Origin of the sequence: Methanosarcina sp., from assembly GCF_028693135.1 — an archaeon.
Lineage (GTDB): Archaea > Halobacteriota > Methanosarcinia > Methanosarcinales > Methanosarcinaceae > Methanosarcina.
The window spans coordinates 75,832-98,901 of sequence record NZ_JAQUVZ010000008.1; the positions used below are offsets into that span (position 1 = coordinate 75,832).

Here is a 23,070-nt window from a genome sequence, read left to right on the forward strand (position 1 = left end):
GCTGCTTTTTAAGGAATTAAAAAGTAGATATGCCATTTTATACCCTGGAAACAAAAAGAAACTTTGATATAGTACCTTTATTAAATTTGTTAAAAGATGGTATGAAAGATAATCTACGTTCGGCTTGCTTTCTTTTCCTTTTTTCGTTCTTTTTTATCGCAGTATTTGTGGGTCTGGGAAGCGCAAGAGTAGAGCCTTATGATTATTTAAAGTTTAATTTATCTTCAGACTTGAAACTAGAATCCCCGTTAACTGAATATCCAATATGGGGATATGTAGATGAAGAGTATAATTTTTCCGCAAATTACTCTGTTTCGGAAGAAAATAGTTCAAAAACAACCATGGTATTTTACTGGGATAAGAATAAACGATCTGATTGTTGTCCTTTTACGTTAAATAATGAAAGTCATTTAGATAAAAATCATTTGAAATCTACAGATGATTCAACATTGTGGAAATGTAATCATACATGGGATAAGCCCGGTGAATATTTTATTTCTGTAGGAATATTTAAAGTTGATGAGTCTGGAGAAAATATTGAACCTGACATGTTTTCTTACTGGATTCCTGTTGAAATCAGAAACTATACAAAAATTGAAGTTCAGAAATTTTCCATGCTGGACGAGAAAAAAGGGTTTGATGGTAATAACAGTGCCCAGCTTTACAATAATAGTAGTTACTGTGGTTATGTAAATAACGATTATTCTTTCTCTACCCATCTCAATGCAACTAGCCTATCAAATGAGGATAATCGGACTATATCGGAAGTCACTACTGTAGTTTTTTGGGAGAACAATATTTCTGATAATAGCATCTTAAGAAGTATTAATAAAACCAAAACACCGGATAAAAACTTATTTGTTGAAAATGGATCTGATACTAGTAGCTATTATATAACCTGGAATGAAAACTTTACTCATGAATGGGACCATCTAGGCGAAAAAAATATTCGTGTCGAAACTTTTCATTGGGATCCCCTCAATGGGGATGAAAGGCACACATCCTATCCCACCACGAGTATATTGATAATTAGAGACCCGAAGAATTTCATTTCCTATCCCATAATAGAAGCTTTTTCAAATTTACATAACTTAGGAATTTTTTTATTCGCTACCAGCTTGATGATTCTCTTCTTTACTTATACGAAAAACAAAGTCCCTATAGAGATATCCCTGTTCGGGTTAAAGCCTCTCCGTCTGAAATCGGTAGATACTTTCGCAGGAATCTTTGCTTTAGTGGACGGAATGTACCTGTACTTCGTATTCGGGAGGTGCCCATGGGACATTCCGATTGTGGCCAGTATAGACTGGCTTTCAAATTTATACTTTGGAATGCTGTATTTTGAATACAACAAATTTTCAGACGTTCCCTTCCTGTCGATTCTTCTCGGGCTGGTAATTGTGTTTGCCTTATCCCTGTTTATTTACATGGTTTGGGGCCCCCGGTTTAAAGGAGAATTGAAGCCCAGAAAACTCACGGGAGAAAAGGATTCTTCCGCTCCGGCTCAGCCCGAACCGGACCCCCATCCTGTTGAAAAGAGAATGGATCTGGAAGAATTAACAGCCCTGATAGAAAAGGAAAAAGACCCCGTAATTCTACAGCAGTTGTATTTTGTAAGGTTCAGGTACCTGGGTGACTCTGTGGAAAAAGCTGCTTCAACGCTGGGAATCAGTGTGGGAAAAGCGCTTAACTTGCAGGAGCTCTGGAATGAAAGCGGTTATGAAGGTTTCCAGAGTGAGCGGAAGGGAGAAAACATCAGTTTACAGGAATTAACGACCCTGATAGAAAATGAAAAGGATACCGGAGTTCTCAGGGCGCTGTACTTCATCAGGCTCAGGTATCTGAGGAACTCCGTGGAAACGGCTGCCTCAAGGCTTGGCATAAGCAAAGAAACCGGGCAGAGGCTGGAGAAAACCTGGAAAGAGAGAGGGTACGAAGGGCTCCGGGAACTGGAGCCTGGTGAGAGAAGAGGTTAATTTTCTTTTCTCTTCCAGTGTTTTCCTTTTCCCCCACTTTTTTTCACGGCAAGTATTTGATATTTTTATATGGTCCTTCAAAATCAGTGTGTAAATTAAGGTCCCAAAATGCTTATTTCAGGCTATATGCATATAATTAGAGTCCCCCAACTAAAAATACACCCCAAAAATCAAAATTTTAAGATAATGGATAAAATTAAGCTTTTAAATCAATAACTGAGTGCCATAAAAGCTTTATTTTCTGACAAACTATATTTATTTGGAATTACGACATCCGATTACATTTTTCTTTTATACTAAGTTCAACATTAAAAAAGGAGTAATAAGTATTTAAAAATTAAATTGAGAATACTACTCTCTTTAAATGCAAAATAGATTATTTTACATCAGTATTTTTCTCTGGGGAACAATTGAACAATATCTAATCTAGAAAATAAGGTTCATTGATCCTTAAAAAGCGGACCAATTTTTAAGGACCCTATATTTTTAGATATTGCCCAGGTGTATTTCAAAACGATCTTTGCTTCTTTTCCGATAAGGCTCTTGACCCTCGGGATGTAGATGTCATCGATGTAGGTCACAAATAACGGAACTCCCTTTTCCCCTCCAATGTCTTCGCAGTAGGTTATAAGGTCTCCTTTAGAGACTTTGAACTTTTTAAGTTCTTCTTTTTTAAAATGAAGTTTAATTTCGGCTGTATGCGGTGTTACCGTGCTGTAAAAGTTCTCCACGGTAAGGCGCCAGCCCCCGCCTATTTCCCATTCGCTGAACATATTTTTTGGTTCTTCGTCCTGCTCTTTGACAAGTTCAGCCAGTATTTCCGGGTTTCCGTTCAGAGCAACGTCATTTTCTATCCTTGCATAGTGGTCTCCCCCGAGGATTTTACCGTCTTCCATGCAGTTCTTGGCTCCAGACTCACACAGACCGTTTTCCACGAACTTTGCCTGCACTTCGGGGTCCGATGCGAACCTGTACTTCGTGAGAACAACATTGGATTTAACCTCCTCTGTCCCGTAGCGCATGTCAGCCCTGGAGGCCCACCAGCGGACCCGGATCGGATTCCTCTCCCTTTCATCTTCGAAAACCACCTTCACGCAGAACTTGCCCGAGGAAGGGTCAAGAATTGTTCCGAGCTGGACGTTCAGATAACCGTTTTTCTTGCTGGCTCCGGCATAGCCTGTTATTATTTGGTTATCTTCCGTTTCCAGGCCCACTTGAATGGAAATGGGGCCTGGACCCAGTTTGGGGTCGATAAAAGAGGAGATTATGGAATTTACGGTAGGCTGTTTGAAGTGAACGACCCCGGTCACAGTGCCCCTTATTACGGTTTCCTCCTGCCGAGTCTGAAGATAATGTCTGCGGAGGCTTTCTTTTTCATTGATCGAGAGGTCCTCATTGACGGCAACAAAAAAGACTTTTTCATCGGCTTCCTCACATGCCGTGCATGACACTGACCCGCTTTCATTCTCTTTTTCCACCGGGTAATCAAAGGACGCAATTACCTCAAAGTCCTCCATGACCCTGTTCGGACAGGTGATTTCATCACAGCTCAGGGGGTTTGAGGCCGCTCTTACAGGTTCGGAATCTGCAGGGCTGTACCTGAGGTAAAGATAGGTGGGACTTCGGAATTCAGGTCGCTTGAAAGGGACCCCGTCTTTTGTCAGTACCTTTTTCTTCATATCCACTGGCACAATAATTTCCCTGCCCATAGAGTCCAGGGCTACGCCCCCGTCCCCGAACCAGACACTGACTTCATCGGAACTTCCTGCAAACAGCTTAAGGTTGGAAAAACCACAAAGAAGGGTTTTTCCGTGAGTCAGCCTGTTAAGCAAATAACGCTTTCCGTTAAAATACTCCTGTTCGAGTTCGAAGTCCCTGACTGTCATCAGTTTTCCATAAAAGTACCTGTTCCTCTGGAACTGCTGAAGCGTGAATTTCTCTTTTTTCTCTTCATTTTCTAACATGTCCAAATCTCCTTTTAAAATAATCAAGACTCTTGCCTGGAATAACCTGGTCCGGTTGAATGAGAATGATTCGCAGACAGATCCTCTTCGGCAACAAAAGGTCTGTTTTCTACTCCAAGGGCAGTATCCCTACCGAGAACAGAGCATTTTCCAAGCAGGAATTCAGGGCGTTTCAGTATGGTGTTTTCACCCAGGTATGTATGGCCGTCCAGGTAAAACCAGGGTTCAAGCACCTTTATTTTGCAGGTCATATGGGCTGGCTTTTCTTCCTCTATGATATTTCGGATAAGCTCCAGGTCTGTTTCTTCCGGTTTTTCCTTAAATAAGACGACAAAGCTGAATTTATCTCCTCCAAAGAGGATTTCATGCAGGGAAGCTTCCCTCCCGCCAGCCCCTTTTCTCCCTGGAAGTTTCAATGTTGCGGCTTCCGGAGGAAAGAAGAGAAACTTTTTTCTTTCGGGATTTTCAGTTTCCTTTCGGGATTCATTCCCGTTATTTTCTTTTGGACAGACAGTAGGGAGGTTTTCAACTATGACCGGCTTTTTCTCCGTATAGAAGAAGATGAGGTTTTCAAGCCCTTCCCTGGTTCCTCTTTCCCTATACATTGAAACCGCCTGGGAAATGAACTCCCTCTTTTTTGCTTCCAGAACTTTCTTTCGGTCTGTGTTTTCTCCTCTTCCCTGATAGGCACCTACCCAGCTCCCGAGCCATTCCAGAAATTCCGGAGGAGTGCCTGCAGCATCAAACCACCTGCTAAGATGATCGATTGTAAAATCTGTTTCAAAGAAGAGGCTCTCGAAAATAGCGAGGAAACGGTCAAGAAAATCCCTGTTTGCAGAGTCTTCCCTGTAAACCGAAGGCAGGTATTCCAGGTAGGAGACCTTCGGGAAAAAGACCATGACCGAAGAGACTGCAGGAGAGAGTGTTTCGGTCCCCGTAAGGGTGATTTTGAACCAGAGGTAGCGTCCCTTAAGCTCGGTCCGAAAAAGAGCGTCTCTTTTTTTCTCTCCCTGGACAGCCGAACTCCCAGGAAGACCCTCTTCCCATTCACTCTCAGGAAGCTCCTTTAATTTGTTTTTACCCAGAGGTTCGTCCGATATATAGTAGCGGAATTCGACCTTTGTTCCACTGGGAAAACTGCCTTCCAGCATGAAGCGGTACCATTGGGTTTTAGGGACCTGGCTGTCAACGGATTTTGAAAGGTAAGTCCCTTTGAAAATTCCTTCCGGATCAGGGTTGTTCTCCTCGATGTATTCGAGGAATCTCAGTCTTTTTCCGGTCTCACTGATCAGGTACATGTTATTTTTTGAGTCATGAGCCCTTCTTCTGCTGATTATTCCCTGTATGGAGGAAGTAACTTCCCTTTTTTCAGCATTCCCGGCAGTTCCAAATACTAAATACCCGCTCTTTCCGTCAAGAACGTGTAGCAGTCCTTCCGGATCAACATAAATATTTTCAGGTTCCTGTAATTTGCCCCTTCCTATTTCGAAAAAAGTCCATTCTCTGCAAGAAAGGGAGATTTTAAGGACTCTATTCCTGCCTTTTTCCAGAACATACAGGTTTCCTGCAGAATCCATATCAAGGTCTGCAAGATCTTTGAAAGGAAGCCCGTCCGGCCCTTTCAGAATGGTCCAGAGGACTTTAAGGTCTTTTTTCCCAAGGGCAACAAGCCCTTCTTTTCCTTTCCCTTCCGGGGTCCTGAGTGTCCCGATAACATATACCAAATTTTCATCTACAGTTATTCCTTCAGGTTTTTCAATCACAGAGGCTAAGGCTCCGGGCTTATAAGCCGGAAACCGGAGCTTTTTAAAGTCTCTGTGGCAGGTGAGTATAGAAAGGGATTTCCTGTCAATAACATAAAGGGTACCGCACTCATCTGTATCGACGTCCTTCAGGTCCAGGTCAGGGTCGTTAAGAATGTCTTTCCTTGGCTTATAGAGCCACCTGCTGCTCAGGCGCAGCTCCTTTCCTGTTATTTCCAGGTTTTCAAGTCCACTTTTGAATTCTTCAAAAAGGGACTTGGTATTGATACTTTTATACTTGCTCTCCTGCATGTTTTGTTCTTCCTTCCTCTTCTTTTGCCTGTCCTTTACCTGCTCTTTCCGGAGATTTCGACGGAATGTTCTCCGGAATAGACTGTAGCTATCCTTGAAGCCAGTATAAGGTCTCCGTTTTCATCCTGTTCGGCACCTTGTTGGGCAGAAATATTAATTTTCTCCACCAGGTCCACACCTTCGGTGTCCATTATCAGCCGATAAATTTCCGAGCGGTAAACCGGTTTTCCCACAGGCCACCCGTTCCCATTTACGCCTCCTTTTACCGGGTGGAGGAAAAGTTTGAGTTTGCCAAGGACAACCTTCCTGACCTTCTCCTCGAAAAAGCCTTTAGGAATGCCCAGGGTAACCTTTACCACAACCCCCACGTATTCCGGGGAAACCACATAAACACGGGTCCCGAGCAGACGGTGCTTTTCCAGGTGACTGGCAACCGCCGCTCTGAAACCTCTGGAGGGCTTGGGCAGGGTACTGAAAGTATCAAGCGGGCTGAATGGGATGATAACTACAGTTACGGAGCCTTCCCTGTCAGCCTGGCTGTAAGGATCAAAATTCGGGATCGCTTTTGCCTGGGCTATTCTCAGGCCAGGAGTCTCCCGGGCAATATATTCAAAATCCTCGGATGTAACTGTCCTGTAAGGCACTTTCAAATCCTTCTTAAAGCGTTCGAATGCCTCAGCTATGCTCTCTTCTCCCCTTCCGCCTGCTGCGGGCTTAAGGTTGCTTATTTTCAGCCCCTCAAGTTTTTCCCCCTTTACTACCCACCTGGAACCCGCAGGCAGGTTTCCCTGCTCCCCTCTTCCGGTCTCGTATTCAAGAACCCGGATTTCGCTGTCCTCCGGGGGCACTTTCCCCTGGAGCCCGTCACCGAACCTGATCTCACCTTTGAGGCTTTCCAGGGTAAAATGAGGGCTTTCAGGCCCCGAACCATCAAAATCCTCAACTTCATTCCATTCTCCCACAAGTTCCAGTTTGGAGGTTTCTCTGAGCTCTAGGGTTTCAGGCAGATTGAATACCTGTTTGGGGAAACCATTGCTCGTTCCAAGCAGCTCCTTGTACTTTACTTTCCACCTGGAATCGGCTGGCAGGTTTCCCTGCTCCTCTTTTCCGGTCTCCCATTCAAGAATCCATATTTTGGTACCTTTCGGGGGTATTTTCCCATGGTGTCCATCCCCGAACCTGATCTCACCTTTCAGGCTTTCCAGGGTAAAATGAGGGCTTTCAGGCCCCGAACCGTCAAAATCCTCAACTTCATTCCATTTTTCCCCTTTAATTACCAGTTTAAGGCTCCCTCGGAGCACCGGGGTTTCAGGTAGTTTGAAAACCTGCCCTGGAAGCCCACTGCTCTTTCCAGGCACCCTATCCATCACTCTCTTTTTCTGGACAACTCCTGCCGTGTTCAGGCCGATCTTTTCGATCCTGGGCGGGTATTCGTATTCGGACTCCAGGAGGGTGCAGCGCAACCAGAAATATTTTTTTTCTATTTCCCGGGAGGACTGTTCTTCGTTTTCCCGGGAAGACCAGGCCTCTATCGAAGAGCAGGCCCAGCCTTCAAGATCGGTAAAAAGGAGGCTGTCGCTTTTCATGAAGTTTCGCGTCCCGTCTCTGGGGAAAACTTCCTTCCAGTGTTCTTTTTCAGGACTGTTCGGGTCCCGCTGTACGAAGATTTCCCATTTCAGTTTTGCATTTTTGAATTCGTATTCTGCTTCTTCTCCGTGTTTTCCGGGTTCGAGAAGGTCTTTTTCATAGAGATAGCACATGAAATTAAGCGAGTTATAGGGATATTCAGAGTCTTCTCCTACGTTTTTCCGGGCTTTGAGACTGAAGCCCAGATACAGTTCACTGTTTTTCCTGGTATCCAGGCCAAAAGGTGCGAAAAAAAGGTCTTCTTTGGTGTTTGCAACGGATCTGTCAAAGATCCCTTTAGAGAGCTTAGGGAGCTGCGAAAATTTCGAGGCTGAGGCAGGAGATAAAATTACTGACATTTCATTTACAATTATTTTTTCGAGCTTAAGGGGAATTACAGTAATGTCTTCAAAGAGTTCAAAATCAATCCATTCCCCGGCTTTTTCGGCAATAAAACCCATGCCTTTCTTAAGAGATATGAGTTCTTCCGCCTCAAAACTGAGGTCGGTGACGGCCGGAAGAGAGCCTATGGGCCTGAGCCCCAGAAGCTTCAGATACTTCAGACAATGCTCTTCGGTCACAAGGTTAATCCTGTAACTGAGGATTTCAGCCAGCCAGGCAAAGAGTTCAATAAGGGTTATCCCAGGGTCTGCAGGGTTATGGTTTGTCCATTGAGGAGCATAGTTAGAGACGGACTTCCTAGCTTCTTGAAGGAGCTGTTCAAAGGTTCTGTTATCGAGGTTCGGAATCGGCAGTGACATCTCTATTCCTTCCTTTCTGCTTTCCAGAACACGTTGATCTCATGCTTTCCGCTACAGGGCAGGGTCGATTCGGGGAGTCCGGAAGCTTCGGGTGTTTTTTCAAGAATTCCGTTTTCGGCTTTGTAAGCCACATCAATCTCTTTTACATAACTGACTCCGTTTAGATCAGACAGCAGAGAGTAAAAGTCCGATGCCGAAGGAAGTTGCCCAAAATCCCAACCTTTTCCTTTTTTCCCTCCTTTCAGGGGGTGCAAAAATTCCTCAAGCCCTGATTTCACTCTGTTTTCAACTTCGTTCACAGCTTCAAGGTCTGTTGTAACAAGGGAAACTTTGATGTTTACCGGGCAGTAAAATGGACCTGTTACCTTCAGTTTCCCCACATTCGGAGCTCTTTCTTTCAGATAGGCCTCCACAATTTGCACGAGTTCCCCTGCAGGAACAGGCTCTGGATCCGGAAAATCGGGCACTATTATAACAGTCATAAGCCCTGGCACACTGCTTCCTTCTTCGTCCAGACCGGAAAGCACCTTCACCTTCGCTACTTTTTTGAAGGCTTCCCGGGTAAGATATAAGACATCCTCTTCGCTTACCGCCCTCCATCTATGCTTGAATGTGGCCGGAACCCTTACTATCAGTTCCTCCAGGCTTTCTGTCCGAGCTCCTCCTTCGGAAGCGACCGGATTATACACCGCATCAACATATTTTAGAGCGCTGTACAATTTCGTAATCGAAAAAGCTTCAAGGTTTCCGGCTTCTCCGCCTCCTATTCTATAGCTGGCTTTTATATTGTTCATTCCCAGAGGTGGTGCCATCCCTCGGGCACCATCTCCGAAACGGATTTTTCCTGAAGTCTTGTAAAGTAAATAATGCCGGCTCTTTCCGTCCGAACTGCTGAAGTCTTCTACGTTCTCCCACCTGACCCATAACTCCGAAAATCTGCCGTTACTGTCTTTTTTCGTCTCCACGGCCCGACCCTCGTTTTTATTAAGTAGCTCCTGTTTTTCTCCTTCAGAAAGCCAGGCTAGCTCGTTTACCCAGACCTCAGCATCCACTACAGGCCTGTTCCTGAGCTCAAGCTCCTGCCCTACTTCTCCAAGCCCGGAACCGAGAATTTCATCCTGAATAGTCTTTGCCTGGAGTGCCCATACGCAGTTGGGGTAGAATCCGGAAATATGTGGAGTTCTTTTTTTTTCTGTGAACAGGAGCCGGATCCAGTATAACGGGCTTTTTGAACCGTAGCACTGCAAAATCTTCATCTCCCCGGGGACAAAAAATTCCAGGATTCCGCTTTTTGCAAGTCCTCCGGTTTCGTCAAGGACCTGAAGTTCTTTCCATTCTCCTGTACTTTCCTTTCCTGAAGCTACAAGGTACTGCCACTCGTATTTCACGGGGACTTCCTGATCTACAAAGGTTTCCTCGAGTTTGACGAACAGGCTCATAGGCCCTTTCACAAGTTTAGACGTAAAGCCAAGATATACTGCTGGCAGAGGCTCGGAAACCGTTTCAAAAGGCTTGAAACATCCCACCCGTTTCAGCTCTTCCCCCTTGTTTTCAAAGGCCAAGTTGTTTTCGGAAACCAGGTAATCGGGTTCTCTTCCATTCTTATCGGAGTAGCTGAGAATTAGTTTACTTATTTCGGGAGGGTAGAATTTCTCGGGTAGAATTTCATACGTTGTAGGTTTGAAGGGATTTATGTGGTCCTTTTTCAAAATCACGCACTCTTTCCCGAAAATCCCTTCAATAAGCCTGACACGGATCCAGTAATTTTCCTCTCCATTGATGCTTCCCGGCTCCATTGGGGGCATTTCCAGGATTTTGAAGATTAAATGAACAGATAAAGGATTTTCTTCCTCCTCTTTTCTATCCTTTTTTTCTTTTGAATGGAAGATTCTACCAATTACATTAGGTTTTTTTTCATCTTCCGTTTCTATTATATCCCTTACCACAAAATTCTCCCGTTCAAGCCCAAGAAGTTCTCCTTCAGATCCGCTTTTTTCTTCCTCGCTTTCCTCGATATCTGGTCTGAAATCCATATATTCTTTGAGGCTTCGCCAGCTCTCTCCACTCCAGTATTCCCATGAGAGCACGGGTTTTTTAGAGCTCAGGTCTGTCTTTCCGGGTTTAAGATGAAAATCCATTTTAACCTCGGACCCCTGCTTTGAAAAGGCCTCCGAGCAGGCTATGTAGAAGGTATCATGCAGGATCGGTTTGCTTCCAAAGGGCTGTATCCCGGCTTCGCCCTCTTCGAGAGGGATATCGTTATAAAACAGAAAGTCAGGTTTGATGCCCTCAGCAGATACATCTATTTTTATCGGTCCGAGGAAAAACTGCTCGAGCTCCCTAATTCTTTCCCCTTTCAAACGGCAGCGAATCCATCGGCTTTCGAGCCCGTGTATTTTCCCTTTTCCGATTACCTCCTCTCCCTTCAGAATCTCAAATTTTCTACCTGAATATCTTGGTGCTGAAAATGGAAGCCATTCAGTAATCTCAGTTTTTTCCTTCTCTTTCCCGCTTGTCGGAGCTGCATATTCCCAGATGAACAGATTTTCTTCAGCCATCACCCTTGCCGGGACAGCCTCTGCGGTTGTGATATTAAAGCTTATTTTTCCTTTTCCGCTCCTGAAGGATTCTTCATCCCCTATGTAAAAGGCATGTTTCTGCATGTTCGTGCCGGAAAGCAGGACTGAAGCTTCAGTTCCCTCTACTGTAGAACTGTGATCAAAGATTTCGTCTATTTCCCGGTCCAAGCTGAAGATAAAGCAAAGTTTGGAAGGGGTTATTGCAGTTGTTTTTTCGGTCTCAAAAAAGATGGTTTCCCCGTCAGAGCTTTTGGCTGTGACACGGGTTTTGGCAGGGATAATTACATTTTCTGGGGACTTTGAACCCGGAACAAAACAGAGTACCGTGCGTGCGGGTTTGGCGGGACTGAGGGAAAAGTCCAGCTTATCAAGGAAAGAAAGGAGATGTTTCCGTGGAGCCTCATTCAGGTTATTGACAAGGTTTTCAACCATGTCCGCAAAGATCCGGGAGAGAGCGTTACCGAAGTCGTCTTCGGCTCCAGGTGTCCATTCCGGGACATAAAAGGGAGCCTTTTTTTGGATTCTCTCCAGCACCGTATCTGCCGTCGTTTCCCTTATCTTCGGAGTTTTTCTTTCCATTGGACTACTCCAGATTCCTCTTTTTGTACATCGCTACTTACGGACAGGACTTGCGAACAGGCTTTCGGACTTTTCTACAGAACTTGACTAAATTAGTTCTTCAGATTCCTTCTTTCAGGTAAAACGGATAGACAAGGTTTACTTGGGTATTGCTCCTCCGTACCTTGTAATCTATACTTATCAGAAGTTTCCCTTCTAGGGCTTTTTCCGTGAGGGCTTTGATCTCATTAACCTCAATACGAGGCTCCCATGCCACAAGGGCTTCGTATACAGAGTTTTCAATCATACGCCGAGTAAGTGTGTCCATTGTACTGTAGGCATAATCATGTATGGAACAGCCGAATTCCGGGCGCATCAAGCGTTCGCCTTTGGCAGTTCCCAGTATGAGCAGGATAGATTCCCTGATGTTTTCCTCGTAGCTGGATCTTGAAATACTCCCGTCAGCTTCCACACCTACCGGATACTTCCAGCCAATTCCGAGAAATTCCTTTTCCATCAGTCTTCACCCGATATTTACAGTACCTGTTGCGATTACCTGTCCTGCAGGCAGGTCCGAGGGGTCGTTACAGGTCATTGCCATATCCCCGCTCCTTGCTGCCATTTTTCCATTTATTTTAACTGTTGGGCTCCCCATCTTAATCGTGGCCTTATTGGAAGATGGTTTCTGGAAAGACCCACCCTGCGGAACATGAGAAGGTGTGTTCGTTGCTGTGGAATCCACAGTTGCTGCCGGCTTTCCCATGATCTTTACGTCCTGGCTGAGACCTCCATCTATGCTTCCATTGAATGGATGTGGAAGTGGGGTCGGAGTTGTTTGCCCTAATGGTGGAGTGGGTATCAGGACTATATGGATATCAATTCCAACAATTTTGTCTCCCTGCTTGGCTGCTGGCATTCCCATATTTTAGACTCCTTCCTTTTTGATTAATTTCAGATTTATCGTGGCTTCCTTCGGGTTCATATTTATTGTAGTTTCTTTGCGGTTTTTTTGACCTCTTTTTGGTTCTGGACTCTTCCTGACATTCAGTTTATATTCACAGTTGAACCTTTGATGTTCATGACGGCTGAGGTTTTCAGGTCCATCTGGCCGGAAGCTTCGATTTTTGCCGCACCTGAAGGTTTTATTTCGAGGTCTTGGGTTTTGATTTTAATTGAGGATTTTATTTCAATTTCCGTGGCATCGATGATAATTTTCCCATCGGATGCAAGAAGCTCAATGTCTCCTGCAGATACTATGGAAATTTTGTTATTAGCTGAATCGATGATGATTTTATTTTCCTCGGTCTTGTCTATGATCTCAATCTTTTCGCTTCCGTCCGTGTCATCGAGTTTTATCACGTGTCCACTTCGGGTTTTAATCAATTTGATATTATTTTCTCCTTCACTGTTTGCTTCCGGAGGCATGTCCTGGCTGTTCCAGAGGGCTCCAATTATGTAGGGGGAGTCTATATCTCCGTGCTCGAATGCAACAAGTACCTCATCGTCCACATCCGGGTAAAAGAAAGTTCCCCTCTCGCTTCCGGCCATTAATGTTGCAAGTCTTGCCCAGTGAAGTTCTTCGTCCTCTTCTTTTCCTCTCCATGGAAAAGTTATCTGCACTCTTCCGAGACTATCAGGATCCTTTGTGCTCTTTACAAGAGCAAGTACAACTCCAGGAATCTGATTTTTCGTTTTCTGAGTGTTAAAAAACCCATCGAAATCCATTATCCACATCTCCTTAGCTTGAGTGTTGTAATATACCCTTTTTGATTTATGGAATGTTTTGTTTTTTCCACATAGTAAGTTCCGCTAAAGCGGTCACCTACCTTCTCTATTTTTACGGTCATTCCGGGTCTAATGGACGGATTTCCGATACTTACCAGATCACCTGTTATAAGGTTCTTGTTTCTTCTTTTCAGCTCTGCAACTGCACGGGCGGTTGCTTCCTCTGCGCTGGATACGTTTACATTTTCCAGAAATATTTTCTTTCCTTGCTGGCTTGTTAAATCGAGACCAAAGGAATTTCCCACCTCTTCCTGTTTAGCAGTTTGCGGACTTTTTTCCTTCTGGTTACTGCTCCAGAAATTGATCTGCACTTCACTAACATAGGCTGAGGTATTCGTTTCCACAGAGAAACTTACAATATTTATGCCATTTGTAAAGGTAATATTTGCATTTTCACTGTCCTTTGGTTTACGGAAGTAAAGGGACTCTTCTCTTACAAAAAATTCATAATAAAGTTCATTTGCAAGTCTTTTTACAAACTGATAATCATCTTCACTGGAGTCACTGGAGACAGATTCATAAACCGGTGTGGAGGATTCTATCTGATCCTGCTTCAGTCCGTATTTTTGAGCTATATCTCCAACGATTTCGGAATAACTTTTACTCTCATAAATCCCCTGTCCTTTGCGGCTTCTCATAAGGTTACAGGACAGATCATACCCTCTTATTTTCAGCTTTGCACTGCCTCCAGGCTCAAAATTAGGAGTAATGGCCTGGAGGCTGCCTATGAACAATAATGTATTTCCTCCCGAACTCGCCGAGTTCCCTGAGCCCTGAGCATAACTGAAAGAAATCTCAATACGAGTTCCGATCTTTATGCGGGCATCATCAAGCCATCGGAATTTCTGTTTTTTCATATCCAGCATATCGTTGAACGAAATTACACACATTCCTGAGTTTTCAATCTGCTCATCAACCTCTAAATCGGTTATGTCATCGGTTGGAATCTCCTTGCCTCCCAGCTTGACTGTAAAGGTGGGAGCATAGATCGCAATGCCTGATGATGGGAACGTCATAAAGCTCACTCCAATGGGGGAATTAATAGCTCAATACCTGGTTCAATAAACCTAGGGTTTTTTATTTTGTTTTTATCCGCAATCGGCCTCCACATAGAAGAGTCCCCGTACTTTTCGCTGGCAATTAACCACAAACTGTCCCCTCTTTTTGTGAGATATGTCTTTGTTTTATCAGGAGATTGTTTGCTTATTTCTCGCGTATTGAGGGCTGTTTTAAATTCTTTAAGTGTAATTTTAAGTCTAGCTCTAACGGGTATCCCAGTCGATAAAAACATCGTATACGTCGTACTGACTTTTTCAATGACACATGTAAAAGGTTCTGTCGCTGGCATTCCCCAGATAAAACTTAAAGGTGGGGGGGCATGGAGTTCCTCATCTATATTCAAAAGATCGGATATTTTTTTAGTGTGTACTCGGACGTCACTTTGCTCCTCGAAAGTATCGTAAAATAGATCCAGAGAAATACTACCTGAGTTCCCTTTTGAATATTGGATATATGGAGTCTCAAGCCCAGGAACATCTATTTTCGAATATTCGTTGCTTTTTTCCATACTGTACTCGGTAGGATAGTAAAGGACCTCTATCACTGTGTTTTTCTTACTCCCTTCCAACACCTTGAGAAGTCCTTTTGTCAGAAAATTCCCCTCCTTTCAGCTTCGATTTTCAGTCTGTGGTTTATCACCTGCATGACTTTCTCAGCCATGTCTTCAATATCCATAACCTGTTCAGGCGTTCCGGTTACCTGCGGCACATGGGATTCCAAATGGTCTGCTACTATTTCCCTGGTTTCAAAAATAATCCTCTTGATTTTTTTCACTTCCTCAAACAAAGGTTCTGAAGTCTCGTAGACAAGATCCTCTCTTCCTGTGTTTTGATTACTTCCCACTGCATGCGTTAGTTCAGACTTTCCTTTTACAGAAAGCCCAAAAGCCGTAAATTCAGGGGGTTTGCCTGCTCCACCTATCCTAGAGAATACAAAATCAGTGCTTTCTTGCCCTAAATGCGTACGAGATCTTGATGTTTTTTCGAATGCCTTGGAGATTTTAGATCTGAATGAGAATCCATCGAAAATATCTTGCGTTTTTTCGGGATTTTTCCCTGGTTTATAGGTAGTAAAAATGATTTTCTTTCGCTTCATTTCCTTTGTGAAATCAGGTTTGGTTGAATGGACAAAATCCAAGAAAAGGTGCAGTCCCATCTGCGCTTGTGCTGGAATGTCAATTTTTTTGTTTACCCGGAGGTTGTTATTTTTCCTTTCCAAGGAATCCAACTGCTTCTTCTGCAGGAAAGTTTCTGTATTTGAGGATCTTCTTTTTTCGCCCCCAAGACTCAGACTAATCCTCGCTGTTTTCCAGTGAGAAACCTTTTGACCACTGGGTTTTTGTGTATTGGAAAACTGCGATACGGAAGCAGGTTTAGATCTCAAAGCCAATTTATATTTTAAAGCAGGTTTATACATCAGACTTTCGACATTCGAACCTTCTGTTTCGGTATTCGATAAAACCTCTAATTTTTTAGCAAATACAGGCTTCTGGAAAATAGTAGAGCAAGCAGATTTCAAAGAGGGAGCAAATTTTAAAGAGGAAGTAGATTTTAACAGGTTGTATACTTGAACGGTTTTGCCAGAAGCTATGCCAATAGTTTTTGATAACGAAAGAATTGAAGCACTTGTAGAGGGCATACCTGAGAGGAATATATTTGATAAAAGGCTATTTGCAAGGATCGGATTCGGTATCTTACTTAAAATTGAACGTTGTTCAGTAGTAGCAGATGTATTCATTCCTGAAGTGGAATATATAATCCTGGAATATCCCAGAATCTCTTTTTTGGAGGGAACTGAGAAATATTTAAAAAATACAGGGTAACTTTGATTACTGGTTGTTGGGGAATTTGATGCCCACGTAACAGGATATGGGTCTATGTGAACCGATGTATTCTGAATTATGTGGTTTTGCCTGAGGTTTAGATCTACTTTCCTCAAACCAAAGATCAGGGTTTTAGTGCCACCTGATGCTAGATTCTGCGTCCTGAGAGATGGCAAAATTTCTGGCTTTCTGAATCTGTAGGCTTTTTTGATTCTGTAGACAATTGTGTCCAGAGTCTTGAGGAACACAGGCAGGATAAACTTGTTCTGCAGTTTGTCTATCTGAATAGTCGGACCAGAATATTCTTGTTCTCTTTTTTTCTCTCTTTTATGTTCCATTGTTTGATTATTGATTAAGTAGTGAGCAATTTTATTAGAGTCAAACAGGAGATAACCGTTTTTCAGGTAATTGGTTGTGCGAGGGGAATTGGTTGTGGAAATTCCTTTACTTGAGGCTTTCTGATCCTCAGGATGCCTGTTTATCTCGGAAAATGTACGAGTTCCTTCGTAACCAAGTGCATGGAAGGCCTGCTGAAGATTCGAATAAACATCTTTAATGCCGGTTGTATGAACAGTTGATGAACTGAAAAGAGGTTTCTGTGTTAAGTTTGATTTCGAAACCACATAATTCTTGAATATCCGAACTCTAGTGAGATTGAGTGACTGGATTAATGGCTGTTCGGGTGTGTAAGTTTCTCTATTCTCTTTTTCTCGAGACAAAGGTATTTTTTTCGGATAAGCTGGATTTTCACCTTTAATGGTTGTTATACGGGAAGGAAGCAGGACTTTGGGAAATTCAAACGTTTTCAGAATCAAGGCATATCGGGAATGGAATCTTATTTCCTGTACAATATTTGCTGGCGAGCCAGTCATATTTATTCCATATATTCCAAAAGTTCCAGTTGTGTGAGCTGGCTTATTTATGGTTAACAGGGTTCTGTGAACATTGAATCCAGAAAATAATTGACTACCGGCTGCCTTTGTTTCCAGATGAGAATTTTGGGTGAAAAACGAATTTTTCGGTTTCGAGGTCTTCTGCCAACGGAATGGAAAAGCTGCTCTGCTTCCTAAAGTCATCTTTAACAGATCAGGTTGAAATTTTTGTTCACTTTGCTTGAAACCCAGAGATTGATTGTTTGTCAGATTGTGCGTCAGGGTCGTCAGGCAGTTGAAAATACGAGTAACCGTGTTCTCCAAAATCTTTGATCCTTTGTTCTGAGATGAACTCAATTTAAAAACGGATTGCAAGTTTTTGTTTGTTTCCACAATTGAAGAGGCAAATGTTTTTCCAAAAATTCCGGTCCTTGCCTCATAAATGTTCTCAGGATATTTCTGGAAAATATTGCTGAGCCCTGTAAAAAAGCTTCTTTCGGAGCTTCTATGGCGAATGGACATTTCATGGCTCATTGACATATTACTTAGATAGTCTTCTGATGTGCTGGCAGCTCCGTAACTAGAAACGTCAGCCCTGAGGATTTCGTTATTGCTAGATAAAAATAGATTTCTGACTAGCAACCCTTTTTTCAAAAGTCTTAGCCGAAAATCTTTTGAGAAAAGGCTTGACTGAAAACCAGGATATAATAATCGGTTTCTGATTAGGGTAATCGTTTTGGCAGTAAGCTGTTGTATGTAAAGGGCTGGAAGGCCCGAAGTATCTTCCTTTAAATGCATTTTATGGAAAATTAACATATTTTTGCCGAACTTTCCTGGAATGTTTTTTCCAGTAACTGTTCTTTTTGCTGAAAAACTTCTACCTGTTGAGAGTGTTTTTTTGATCTTCTTATTAGAGTACGGGAATGCAACTTTCCTTTGCTGATACATGATATTCTGGCTCATTCCAGAATTTTCAGGTCCAGTTAAGTATTCGTAATCAAGGAGAAAGGCAGTTTTCTCCAGAAAATTCTGGATTAGAAATTGAACCGAAGGGGGGAGGTTTATGTTCTGGATCTTTCTGAAAGCAGGTAGTTCTGCACGTCTTTGTTCTACTTTTCGTTCAATTATATCCCGTTTTTCCCAAATTTCCTTGTTTAACTGTTCCACACCCGAATACTGCCTTTTCCGGCTGGTTTTGACCTTCTTTATTCCAGTTTCTGGTTTTTGTTCCAGGCTTTCAGGATTAAAAAGTCTACCTAAAGATACCAATAAAATTTCAGAACTTCTGGAGCTTTTAATCCCTGTGGAATCTTTAATCCCTTTACTGGATCTTATTGTTAGAACAGCTCTGCCTAAGATATTCCTGCCTGAATGTTTCAGCTCTTCACTTTTTCTTAGAGTTTCATTGTAGACTTTCCGGAAAAAGTTGCTTGCTGTAGGGAGAGAGAGGAGGGGGTAGGCCGCAGAGCCTGTAAAAAATCCTGATCGTTGGAAACCAGTTTCTTGAACCACCGGCAGTCTGGACTGTATAAATAAACGACTGATTCCTCTCAAAAAAGAGCGGTCACCATTTTGCAGAGTTTGAATTCTACGTCCCATTTTGGACCTGAGGACACTGCTGCTATTTTGAAAAAAATTGAGCTTGAGACTCTTGAGATTTGGTAAGGTGGAATTGGCAGATAAATAGTTGAAATATCCAGATTCGGAGGTATATGGATTTAAGAATCTCAGGTTAGATGGCTGAAGATTGCACGCAATTAATTCCCGGTTAATTAATCTGATAGGTGCAAAATTAAAGAATCTTAATCCAGAAGTCGTTGGTTCTGGATACCTTAAATTGCGAAACGATAATCCAGGACTTGTGAACCTATAGAGGTTTTGAGGTTCAGTTTTTCCAGATATGAAGTTCAAGAATATATTTGTCTCATTTGCAGGTTTAAACGGCTTTAAACCGAATACTTTGAGTTTTAGCGGAAAGACTTTTAGCGGAAATTTTGAGCTTTCATGAGCTTTTTCTTTCTGGTAAGATAAAGGAAAATTTTTAGAGAATCTGTTATTGTGAAAAGCATATTTGATATGGACAGATACATGGATCTTTCTTTGACCCGCCGATCTAAAATTCTGCTTGAAAAACAGGTTTGGAAAATATGATTTCCTGATTATTCTGCCATATTTTTTCATGATTTTGGCATGAAAGTTTGGTTTATGAAAGGAAATCAAATTGCTTCACCTGTTTTCTATAATTTTTCAGAGTTTTCATCGAATTTTTATTGTGAGTCGAGAATCCCCTGGTGAACCAGTTCGATGCTCTCGAAGGCTATGGTACTGCTGTTAGCTTTTAGTTCAGGCCCTGTCCATTTTATCGGATAAGCTCCCTGGAAGGTCCAGCGCCATTTTTCATCTTTAGTTGATTCGTCCATCAAAACGACTGTCACGCCCTTCCTTGTAATCTTCCCTGTCCTCACGTCTTTGTACCAGCTCCACATGTCATTGAGGTCAGTAATCCCTCTTTTTAGGATAAGAGGTTGGTATTTAACCCCTTTTGGAAAATTATGCACAAAATTGTTTACCCCACCTTCTCGATAAGTCTCGGTTTCAATTTCTATCTGAAGCCCGCTAACTTCAGAAACATTGGCAACGATGGTGTTATCAACTTCGACCCGAAACCTGAACGAAAGATAGGGGGATTTATTTCTTGGCATCGTTATCCCGTTCACAATTTAACTGTGACAATATTCGCCTTCTATCTGTGACAGTCACACTTCCAGAATGCTTCTCTGCTTTTCTCCGCTCAGGCCCCTGTTTATTCGGGAAATTTCCTCACACCAGCGCTGCCTCTCCCTGTGCTCCAGATTCATGATCTCTTCGTGGGTCCAGTGGAAATAATACGCTATGAAGGCTACCTCCTCGTAAATTCTGTTGAGGGGGTAGCCCCTTATTCCCCCGGAGAATATTCTTCCACCTCGAAATCGTTCCCGCACTTCGGGCAGATTGCCCTGATGCTTGCGCTGCTGCTGTCGTTAATCCTGCCGTAAAAATCCTGCAGGTAGGCAAGGTCCGAAGCAAAGAGATCCTCGATCACTTTTGTGCTGATAATCTGCAGACCTCCAAGCTTCGTGATAACTCTTGAAAGCAGGATCACTGTCAGGTATGCAGGATTTCCCTGCACCCGGGGGTCTTTCAGGGGCAGGATCTCATCTGCGGCCGTTGCAAGCCGCATGATTCCTTTTTTTTGCAGGTTCCCTTCGCCGTCCACATAGCCTTTGGGCAGGGTAAATTCAAATTCCGTTTGAAATGTCATGGCATCATCTCCGAATAAGAAGCCTGTTTTTTAAAAAAATTAATATGAAGGAGAAGCTTCTAAGAAGTATCTACTTTCAGGAAGCTCGGGTAAAGCCTTCATGGGCGATTTCGAGCGTTTCTATTCCAACTTCATTGTTTTTGGCATTGAAGTCCGTAGGGTCATATTTTATCGGCCATGCCTGTACAATATCCCAGCGGGCTTTATCACTTCCTGCTTCGTCAATCAGAATGATGGACATGTTCTTTCTTGCACCCTCTGCTCCTGTATCTATGATCGCCTTTCTCCAGGTGTAGAGGTCCATTGAATCCGTGATACCCCATTTCAGGGTAATATTCCCGTATTTGGTAAGGCCAGAAAGTTTTCTGAACGTGGGAGGCTCGTTTCCTTCCCTGTATTCAACGGCCTCAGTCGATGTATCCGCAAACGTACATTCGCTGAACCCTGCCTGTCCAATACCGTCAATCTCAACCCTGAACCTGAAGTTCCTGTAGGGATCTACTCTGTCGGCCATATTTTATTCTCCTCTTTTCAAAGTCCTGTCCTAATCATTCCTGAAATCTCGTGGGTTTACAATCCTGTGCTGAAAGATTATTGAATGGGTTTACTATCCTGTGCTGAAAGATTACTGTTCAGTAATTTGTTCAGTAATTTGTCCAGCAATTATTCCGTAGCTGCAGAGCCACCCTGCCACTGGGCTATCCTGAAAATCACAAATTCCGCAGGTTTCACGGGTGCGATGCCTATAATGCAGATCAACCTTCCATTATCGATATCGTCCTGGGTCATTGTGCCCCGGTCGCATTTTATGAAAAACGCTTCTTCCGGGGTCGTCCCCATAAGGGCTCCGCTCCTCCAGACACCTGTCAGAAACTGGTTTATTGTCGCCCTTACCCTTGCCCAGAGGCGGTCGTCGTTTGGCTCGAACACGACCCACTGGGTCCCTTTTTCTATGGACGCTTCTATATAGATGAAAAGACGGCGGACATTGATGTACTTCCAGAGGGTGTTGGAAGAAAGGGTGCGGGCTCCCCATATACGGATTCCCCTCCCCGGGAAAGCCCGGATGACGTTTACTCCTCTAGGGTTCAAAATGTCCTGTTCCCCTTTCATGATCTGGAACTCAAGGTCCGAGGCTCCCTTTACGACCTCGTTGGCAGGAGCTTTGTGCACCCCCCTTTCCGTGTCACTGCGGGCGTAAATGCCTGCAGCATACCCGCCGGGAGGCATAAGCTGCAGCATTCCGGTTTCCGGGTTGATGACCTTGATCCAGGGGTAATAGAAAGCTGCATAGTCTGTGGGATTGTCGCTTCTCGGGTCCAGTTTGGAAACGTCTTGATCCGCCTGTTTAGCATCGAGGATTGCAAAGCGGTACCTGAGGTTTTCACAGTGCGAGATAAGGGAGCTCACCAGGCCGGGGATCGAATAAGCGTTGGGGGCATAAATGATTGAGATGTCCTCAATTCCTTTGAATGCTGTCAGGCCTTTTCTCTTCCCGGGTTTGTCATCTGCAGGAGCGCTTCGTTCATAGTCAGAAAGGACGAAATCTCCTTCCCCGTTACTGCCATCTGCAAGGTATTCAAGTTCCGATGGAGCTTCCAGGGCACCCAGCAGCTCTGCGGAATCCCCTTCCTTGATCGAGATTTTTATCAAATTCGAAATCCCGTTAACGGTTTTTTCAAAATGGTCCGGGGACGTTTCATTTATCGATACATTGTCAAAAAACTCGACAATGGCCGGACGCGGCTGGGTTTTCGTCTCTTTGTAAGGGTTGTACAGAGAGGCGGGTATTACTTTCCAGTAAAATACGTCCAGTTTGAATCCGCTGAAGGTCCCTTTGGAAAGCTGCACTGCAACCCTGGCTCCCCAGGCTCCTTCCCCGACGGCTTCTACTGTCAGGGCATTTTCTCCATTCACTTTCAGCTTTAAGCTGGCTGTTGTGGCCGGGTTTTCTCCGGCTTTGACAATCCGGCCTATATAGCACCGCTGTCCTCCGTTTTTGAAAAATCCGTCTACCGAGCCCGGGAGGTATTTGTCGTTTCCGAAGTAACCGCCAAAGACCCGCTGATACTGCAGCCAACCGGTGATAAAGCAGGGGGTTGTTGGGCCCCGTTCGGTTTCTCCCAGGAACCCTGCGGTGCTGGTTGAAACTCCTTCCATTGGCTTTGCGCCAATTTCGAATTCCTCTATATATACGCCCGGGGAAAGATATTCTGGCATACTAAGCTCTCCATTAAGATCGTTTAATTTCTCAAAACCCGGAATCTGCCGGATCTTATGAACATTTAGAATTTGTTTTTGATAATTTCCTTATTTTTTATATAGTATATGAATATTTAGATTTGCCTTAACATATATATTATATATATTAAGAATTAGTTTTAGCTGTTGAAATTTAAGATTTATTGATACTGAATTTTTCTAAATAGCTATTAAAAATCACCCCTAAAAACAAAAAAATTTAAGGAAATACTCCCTGGTTTTTAATGGATGAGTTTGAAATACCTAAAATATCCTCATGAATAATTGTAAACCTGGCGATTTCCTGCCCATATTCAGGAAATATTTGCCATATAGAAGAATAATTTGAACAAGTATTTATAGTATGCAATATTTCCGATGAACTGTATGCAATAATTTTGATTAGTTGTAGTCCTGAATAATTACTCTCGTAGTCTTCAATTTTTTCCTTTTAGTTAGGCGAAAAAGCATT

General features: G+C 43.3%; 16 protein-coding genes. 1 reads left to right on the forward strand and 15 read right to left on the reverse strand.

Annotated elements, in window-relative coordinates; genetic code table 11:
• Positions 1-29 precede the first annotated feature (29 nt).
• Positions 30-1,976, forward strand: coding sequence for a hypothetical protein (locus PHF18_RS05945; RefSeq protein WP_300099697.1), 1,947 nt, complete (start codon positions 30-32; stop codon positions 1,974-1,976).
• 440 nt (positions 1,977-2,416) lie between these two features.
• Here PHF18_RS05945 and PHF18_RS05950 read toward each other — a convergent pair whose 3' ends face one another.
• The 15 genes from PHF18_RS05950 to PHF18_RS06015 form a co-directional block, all read right to left on the reverse strand.
• Positions 2,417-3,940 (reverse strand): hypothetical protein, encoded by a 1,524-nt coding sequence (locus PHF18_RS05950; protein ID WP_300099700.1) that lies wholly within the window; start codon positions 3,938-3,940, stop codon positions 2,417-2,419.
• 23 nt (positions 3,941-3,963) lie between these two features.
• Entirely contained in the window at positions 3,964-5,994 is a 2,031-nt protein-coding gene (locus PHF18_RS05955) for a phage tail protein (protein ID WP_300099702.1), read from the reverse strand.
• A gap of 35 nt (positions 5,995-6,029) precedes the next feature.
• Complete coding sequence (locus PHF18_RS05960; protein WP_300099704.1) at positions 6,030-8,381, reverse strand: putative baseplate assembly protein; 2,352 nt, start codon at positions 8,379-8,381, stop codon at positions 6,030-6,032.
• 2 nt (positions 8,382-8,383) lie between these two features.
• Complete coding sequence (locus PHF18_RS05965) at positions 8,384-11,539, reverse strand: putative baseplate assembly protein (protein WP_300099707.1); 3,156 nt, start codon at positions 11,537-11,539, stop codon at positions 8,384-8,386.
• A gap of 100 nt (positions 11,540-11,639) precedes the next feature.
• Complete coding sequence (locus PHF18_RS05970) at positions 11,640-12,035, reverse strand: GPW/gp25 family protein (protein ID WP_300099710.1); 396 nt, start codon at positions 12,033-12,035, stop codon at positions 11,640-11,642.
• A 6-nt stretch (positions 12,036-12,041) separates the two neighbouring features.
• Complete coding sequence (locus tag PHF18_RS05975) at positions 12,042-12,440, reverse strand: PAAR domain-containing protein (protein ID WP_300099715.1); 399 nt, start codon at positions 12,438-12,440, stop codon at positions 12,042-12,044.
• A 122-nt stretch (positions 12,441-12,562) separates the two neighbouring features.
• Entirely contained in the window at positions 12,563-13,243 is a 681-nt protein-coding gene (locus PHF18_RS05980; protein WP_300099719.1) for a phage baseplate assembly protein V, read from the reverse strand.
• Positions 13,243-14,319: a hypothetical protein gene (locus PHF18_RS05985; RefSeq protein WP_300099722.1), complete on the reverse strand. Its 1,077-nt coding sequence runs from the start codon at positions 14,317-14,319 to the stop codon at positions 13,243-13,245. Before PHF18_RS05985 ends, PHF18_RS05980 begins: the two co-directional genes overlap by 1 nt.
• Positions 14,320-14,324: 5 nt before the next feature.
• On the reverse strand, positions 14,325-14,933 hold the full coding sequence (locus PHF18_RS05990) for a LysM peptidoglycan-binding domain-containing protein (RefSeq protein WP_300099725.1): 609 nt from the start codon (positions 14,931-14,933) through the stop codon (positions 14,325-14,327).
• Positions 14,934-14,950: 17 nt separating this feature from the next.
• Positions 14,951-19,237: a hypothetical protein gene (locus PHF18_RS05995; protein WP_300099728.1), complete on the reverse strand. Its 4,287-nt coding sequence runs from the start codon at positions 19,235-19,237 to the stop codon at positions 14,951-14,953.
• An 86-nt stretch (positions 19,238-19,323) separates the two neighbouring features.
• Positions 19,324-19,758, reverse strand: coding sequence for a phage tail protein (locus tag PHF18_RS06000; RefSeq protein ID WP_300099731.1), 435 nt, complete (start codon positions 19,756-19,758; stop codon positions 19,324-19,326).
• A gap of 54 nt (positions 19,759-19,812) precedes the next feature.
• A complete protein-coding gene (locus PHF18_RS18060) occupies positions 19,813-20,037 on the reverse strand; it encodes a DUF6760 family protein (protein WP_367279151.1) in 225 nt (74 codons plus the stop codon).
• Positions 19,992-20,357: a phage tail assembly protein gene (locus tag PHF18_RS06005; protein WP_300099734.1), complete on the reverse strand. Its 366-nt coding sequence runs from the start codon at positions 20,355-20,357 to the stop codon at positions 19,992-19,994. Before PHF18_RS06005 ends, PHF18_RS18060 begins: the two co-directional genes overlap by 46 nt.
• A gap of 76 nt (positions 20,358-20,433) precedes the next feature.
• Positions 20,434-20,871 (reverse strand): phage tail protein, encoded by a 438-nt coding sequence (locus tag PHF18_RS06010; RefSeq protein WP_300099737.1) that lies wholly within the window; start codon positions 20,869-20,871, stop codon positions 20,434-20,436.
• 149 nt (positions 20,872-21,020) lie between these two features.
• Positions 21,021-22,577, reverse strand: a complete 1,557-nt coding sequence (locus PHF18_RS06015) for a phage tail sheath family protein (protein ID WP_300099739.1) — start codon at positions 22,575-22,577, stop codon at positions 21,021-21,023.
• Positions 22,578-23,070 lie beyond the last annotated feature (493 nt).

Bases quoted from the DNA above. Each gene is read 5' to 3' on its own strand.
- PHF18_RS05945 (WP_300099697.1), top strand. From the start codon at position 30: ATGCCATTTTATACCCTGGAAACAAAAAGAAACTTTGATATAGTACCT.
- PHF18_RS05950 (WP_300099700.1), bottom strand. From the start codon at position 3,940: ATGTTAGAAAATGAAGAGAAAAAAGAGAAATTCACGCTTCAGCAGTTC.
- PHF18_RS05955 (WP_300099702.1), bottom strand. From the start codon at position 5,994: ATGCAGGAGAGCAAGTATAAAAGTATCAATACCAAGTCCCTTTTTGAA.
- PHF18_RS05960 (WP_300099704.1), bottom strand. From the start codon at position 8,381: ATGTCACTGCCGATTCCGAACCTCGATAACAGAACCTTTGAACAGCTC.
- PHF18_RS05965 (WP_300099707.1), bottom strand. From the start codon at position 11,539: ATGGAAAGAAAAACTCCGAAGATAAGGGAAACGACGGCAGATACGGTG.
- PHF18_RS05970 (WP_300099710.1), bottom strand. From the start codon at position 12,035: ATGGAAAAGGAATTTCTCGGAATTGGCTGGAAGTATCCGGTAGGTGTG.
- PHF18_RS05975 (WP_300099715.1), bottom strand. From the start codon at position 12,440: ATGGGAATGCCAGCAGCCAAGCAGGGAGACAAAATTGTTGGAATTGAT.
- PHF18_RS05980 (WP_300099719.1), bottom strand. From the start codon at position 13,243: ATGGATTTCGATGGGTTTTTTAACACTCAGAAAACGAAAAATCAGATT.
- PHF18_RS05985 (WP_300099722.1), bottom strand. From the start codon at position 14,319: ATGACGTTCCCATCATCAGGCATTGCGATCTATGCTCCCACCTTTACA.
- PHF18_RS05995 (WP_300099728.1), bottom strand. From the start codon at position 19,237: ATGAAAAAATATGGCAGAATAATCAGGAAATCATATTTTCCAAACCTG.
- PHF18_RS06000 (WP_300099731.1), bottom strand. From the start codon at position 19,758: ATGCCAAGAAATAAATCCCCCTATCTTTCGTTCAGGTTTCGGGTCGAA.
- PHF18_RS06005 (WP_300099734.1), bottom strand. From the start codon at position 20,357: ATGACATTTCAAACGGAATTTGAATTTACCCTGCCCAAAGGCTATGTG.
- PHF18_RS06010 (WP_300099737.1), bottom strand. From the start codon at position 20,871: ATGGCCGACAGAGTAGATCCCTACAGGAACTTCAGGTTCAGGGTTGAG.
- PHF18_RS06015 (WP_300099739.1), bottom strand. From the start codon at position 22,577: ATGCCAGAATATCTTTCCCCGGGCGTATATATAGAGGAATTCGAAATT.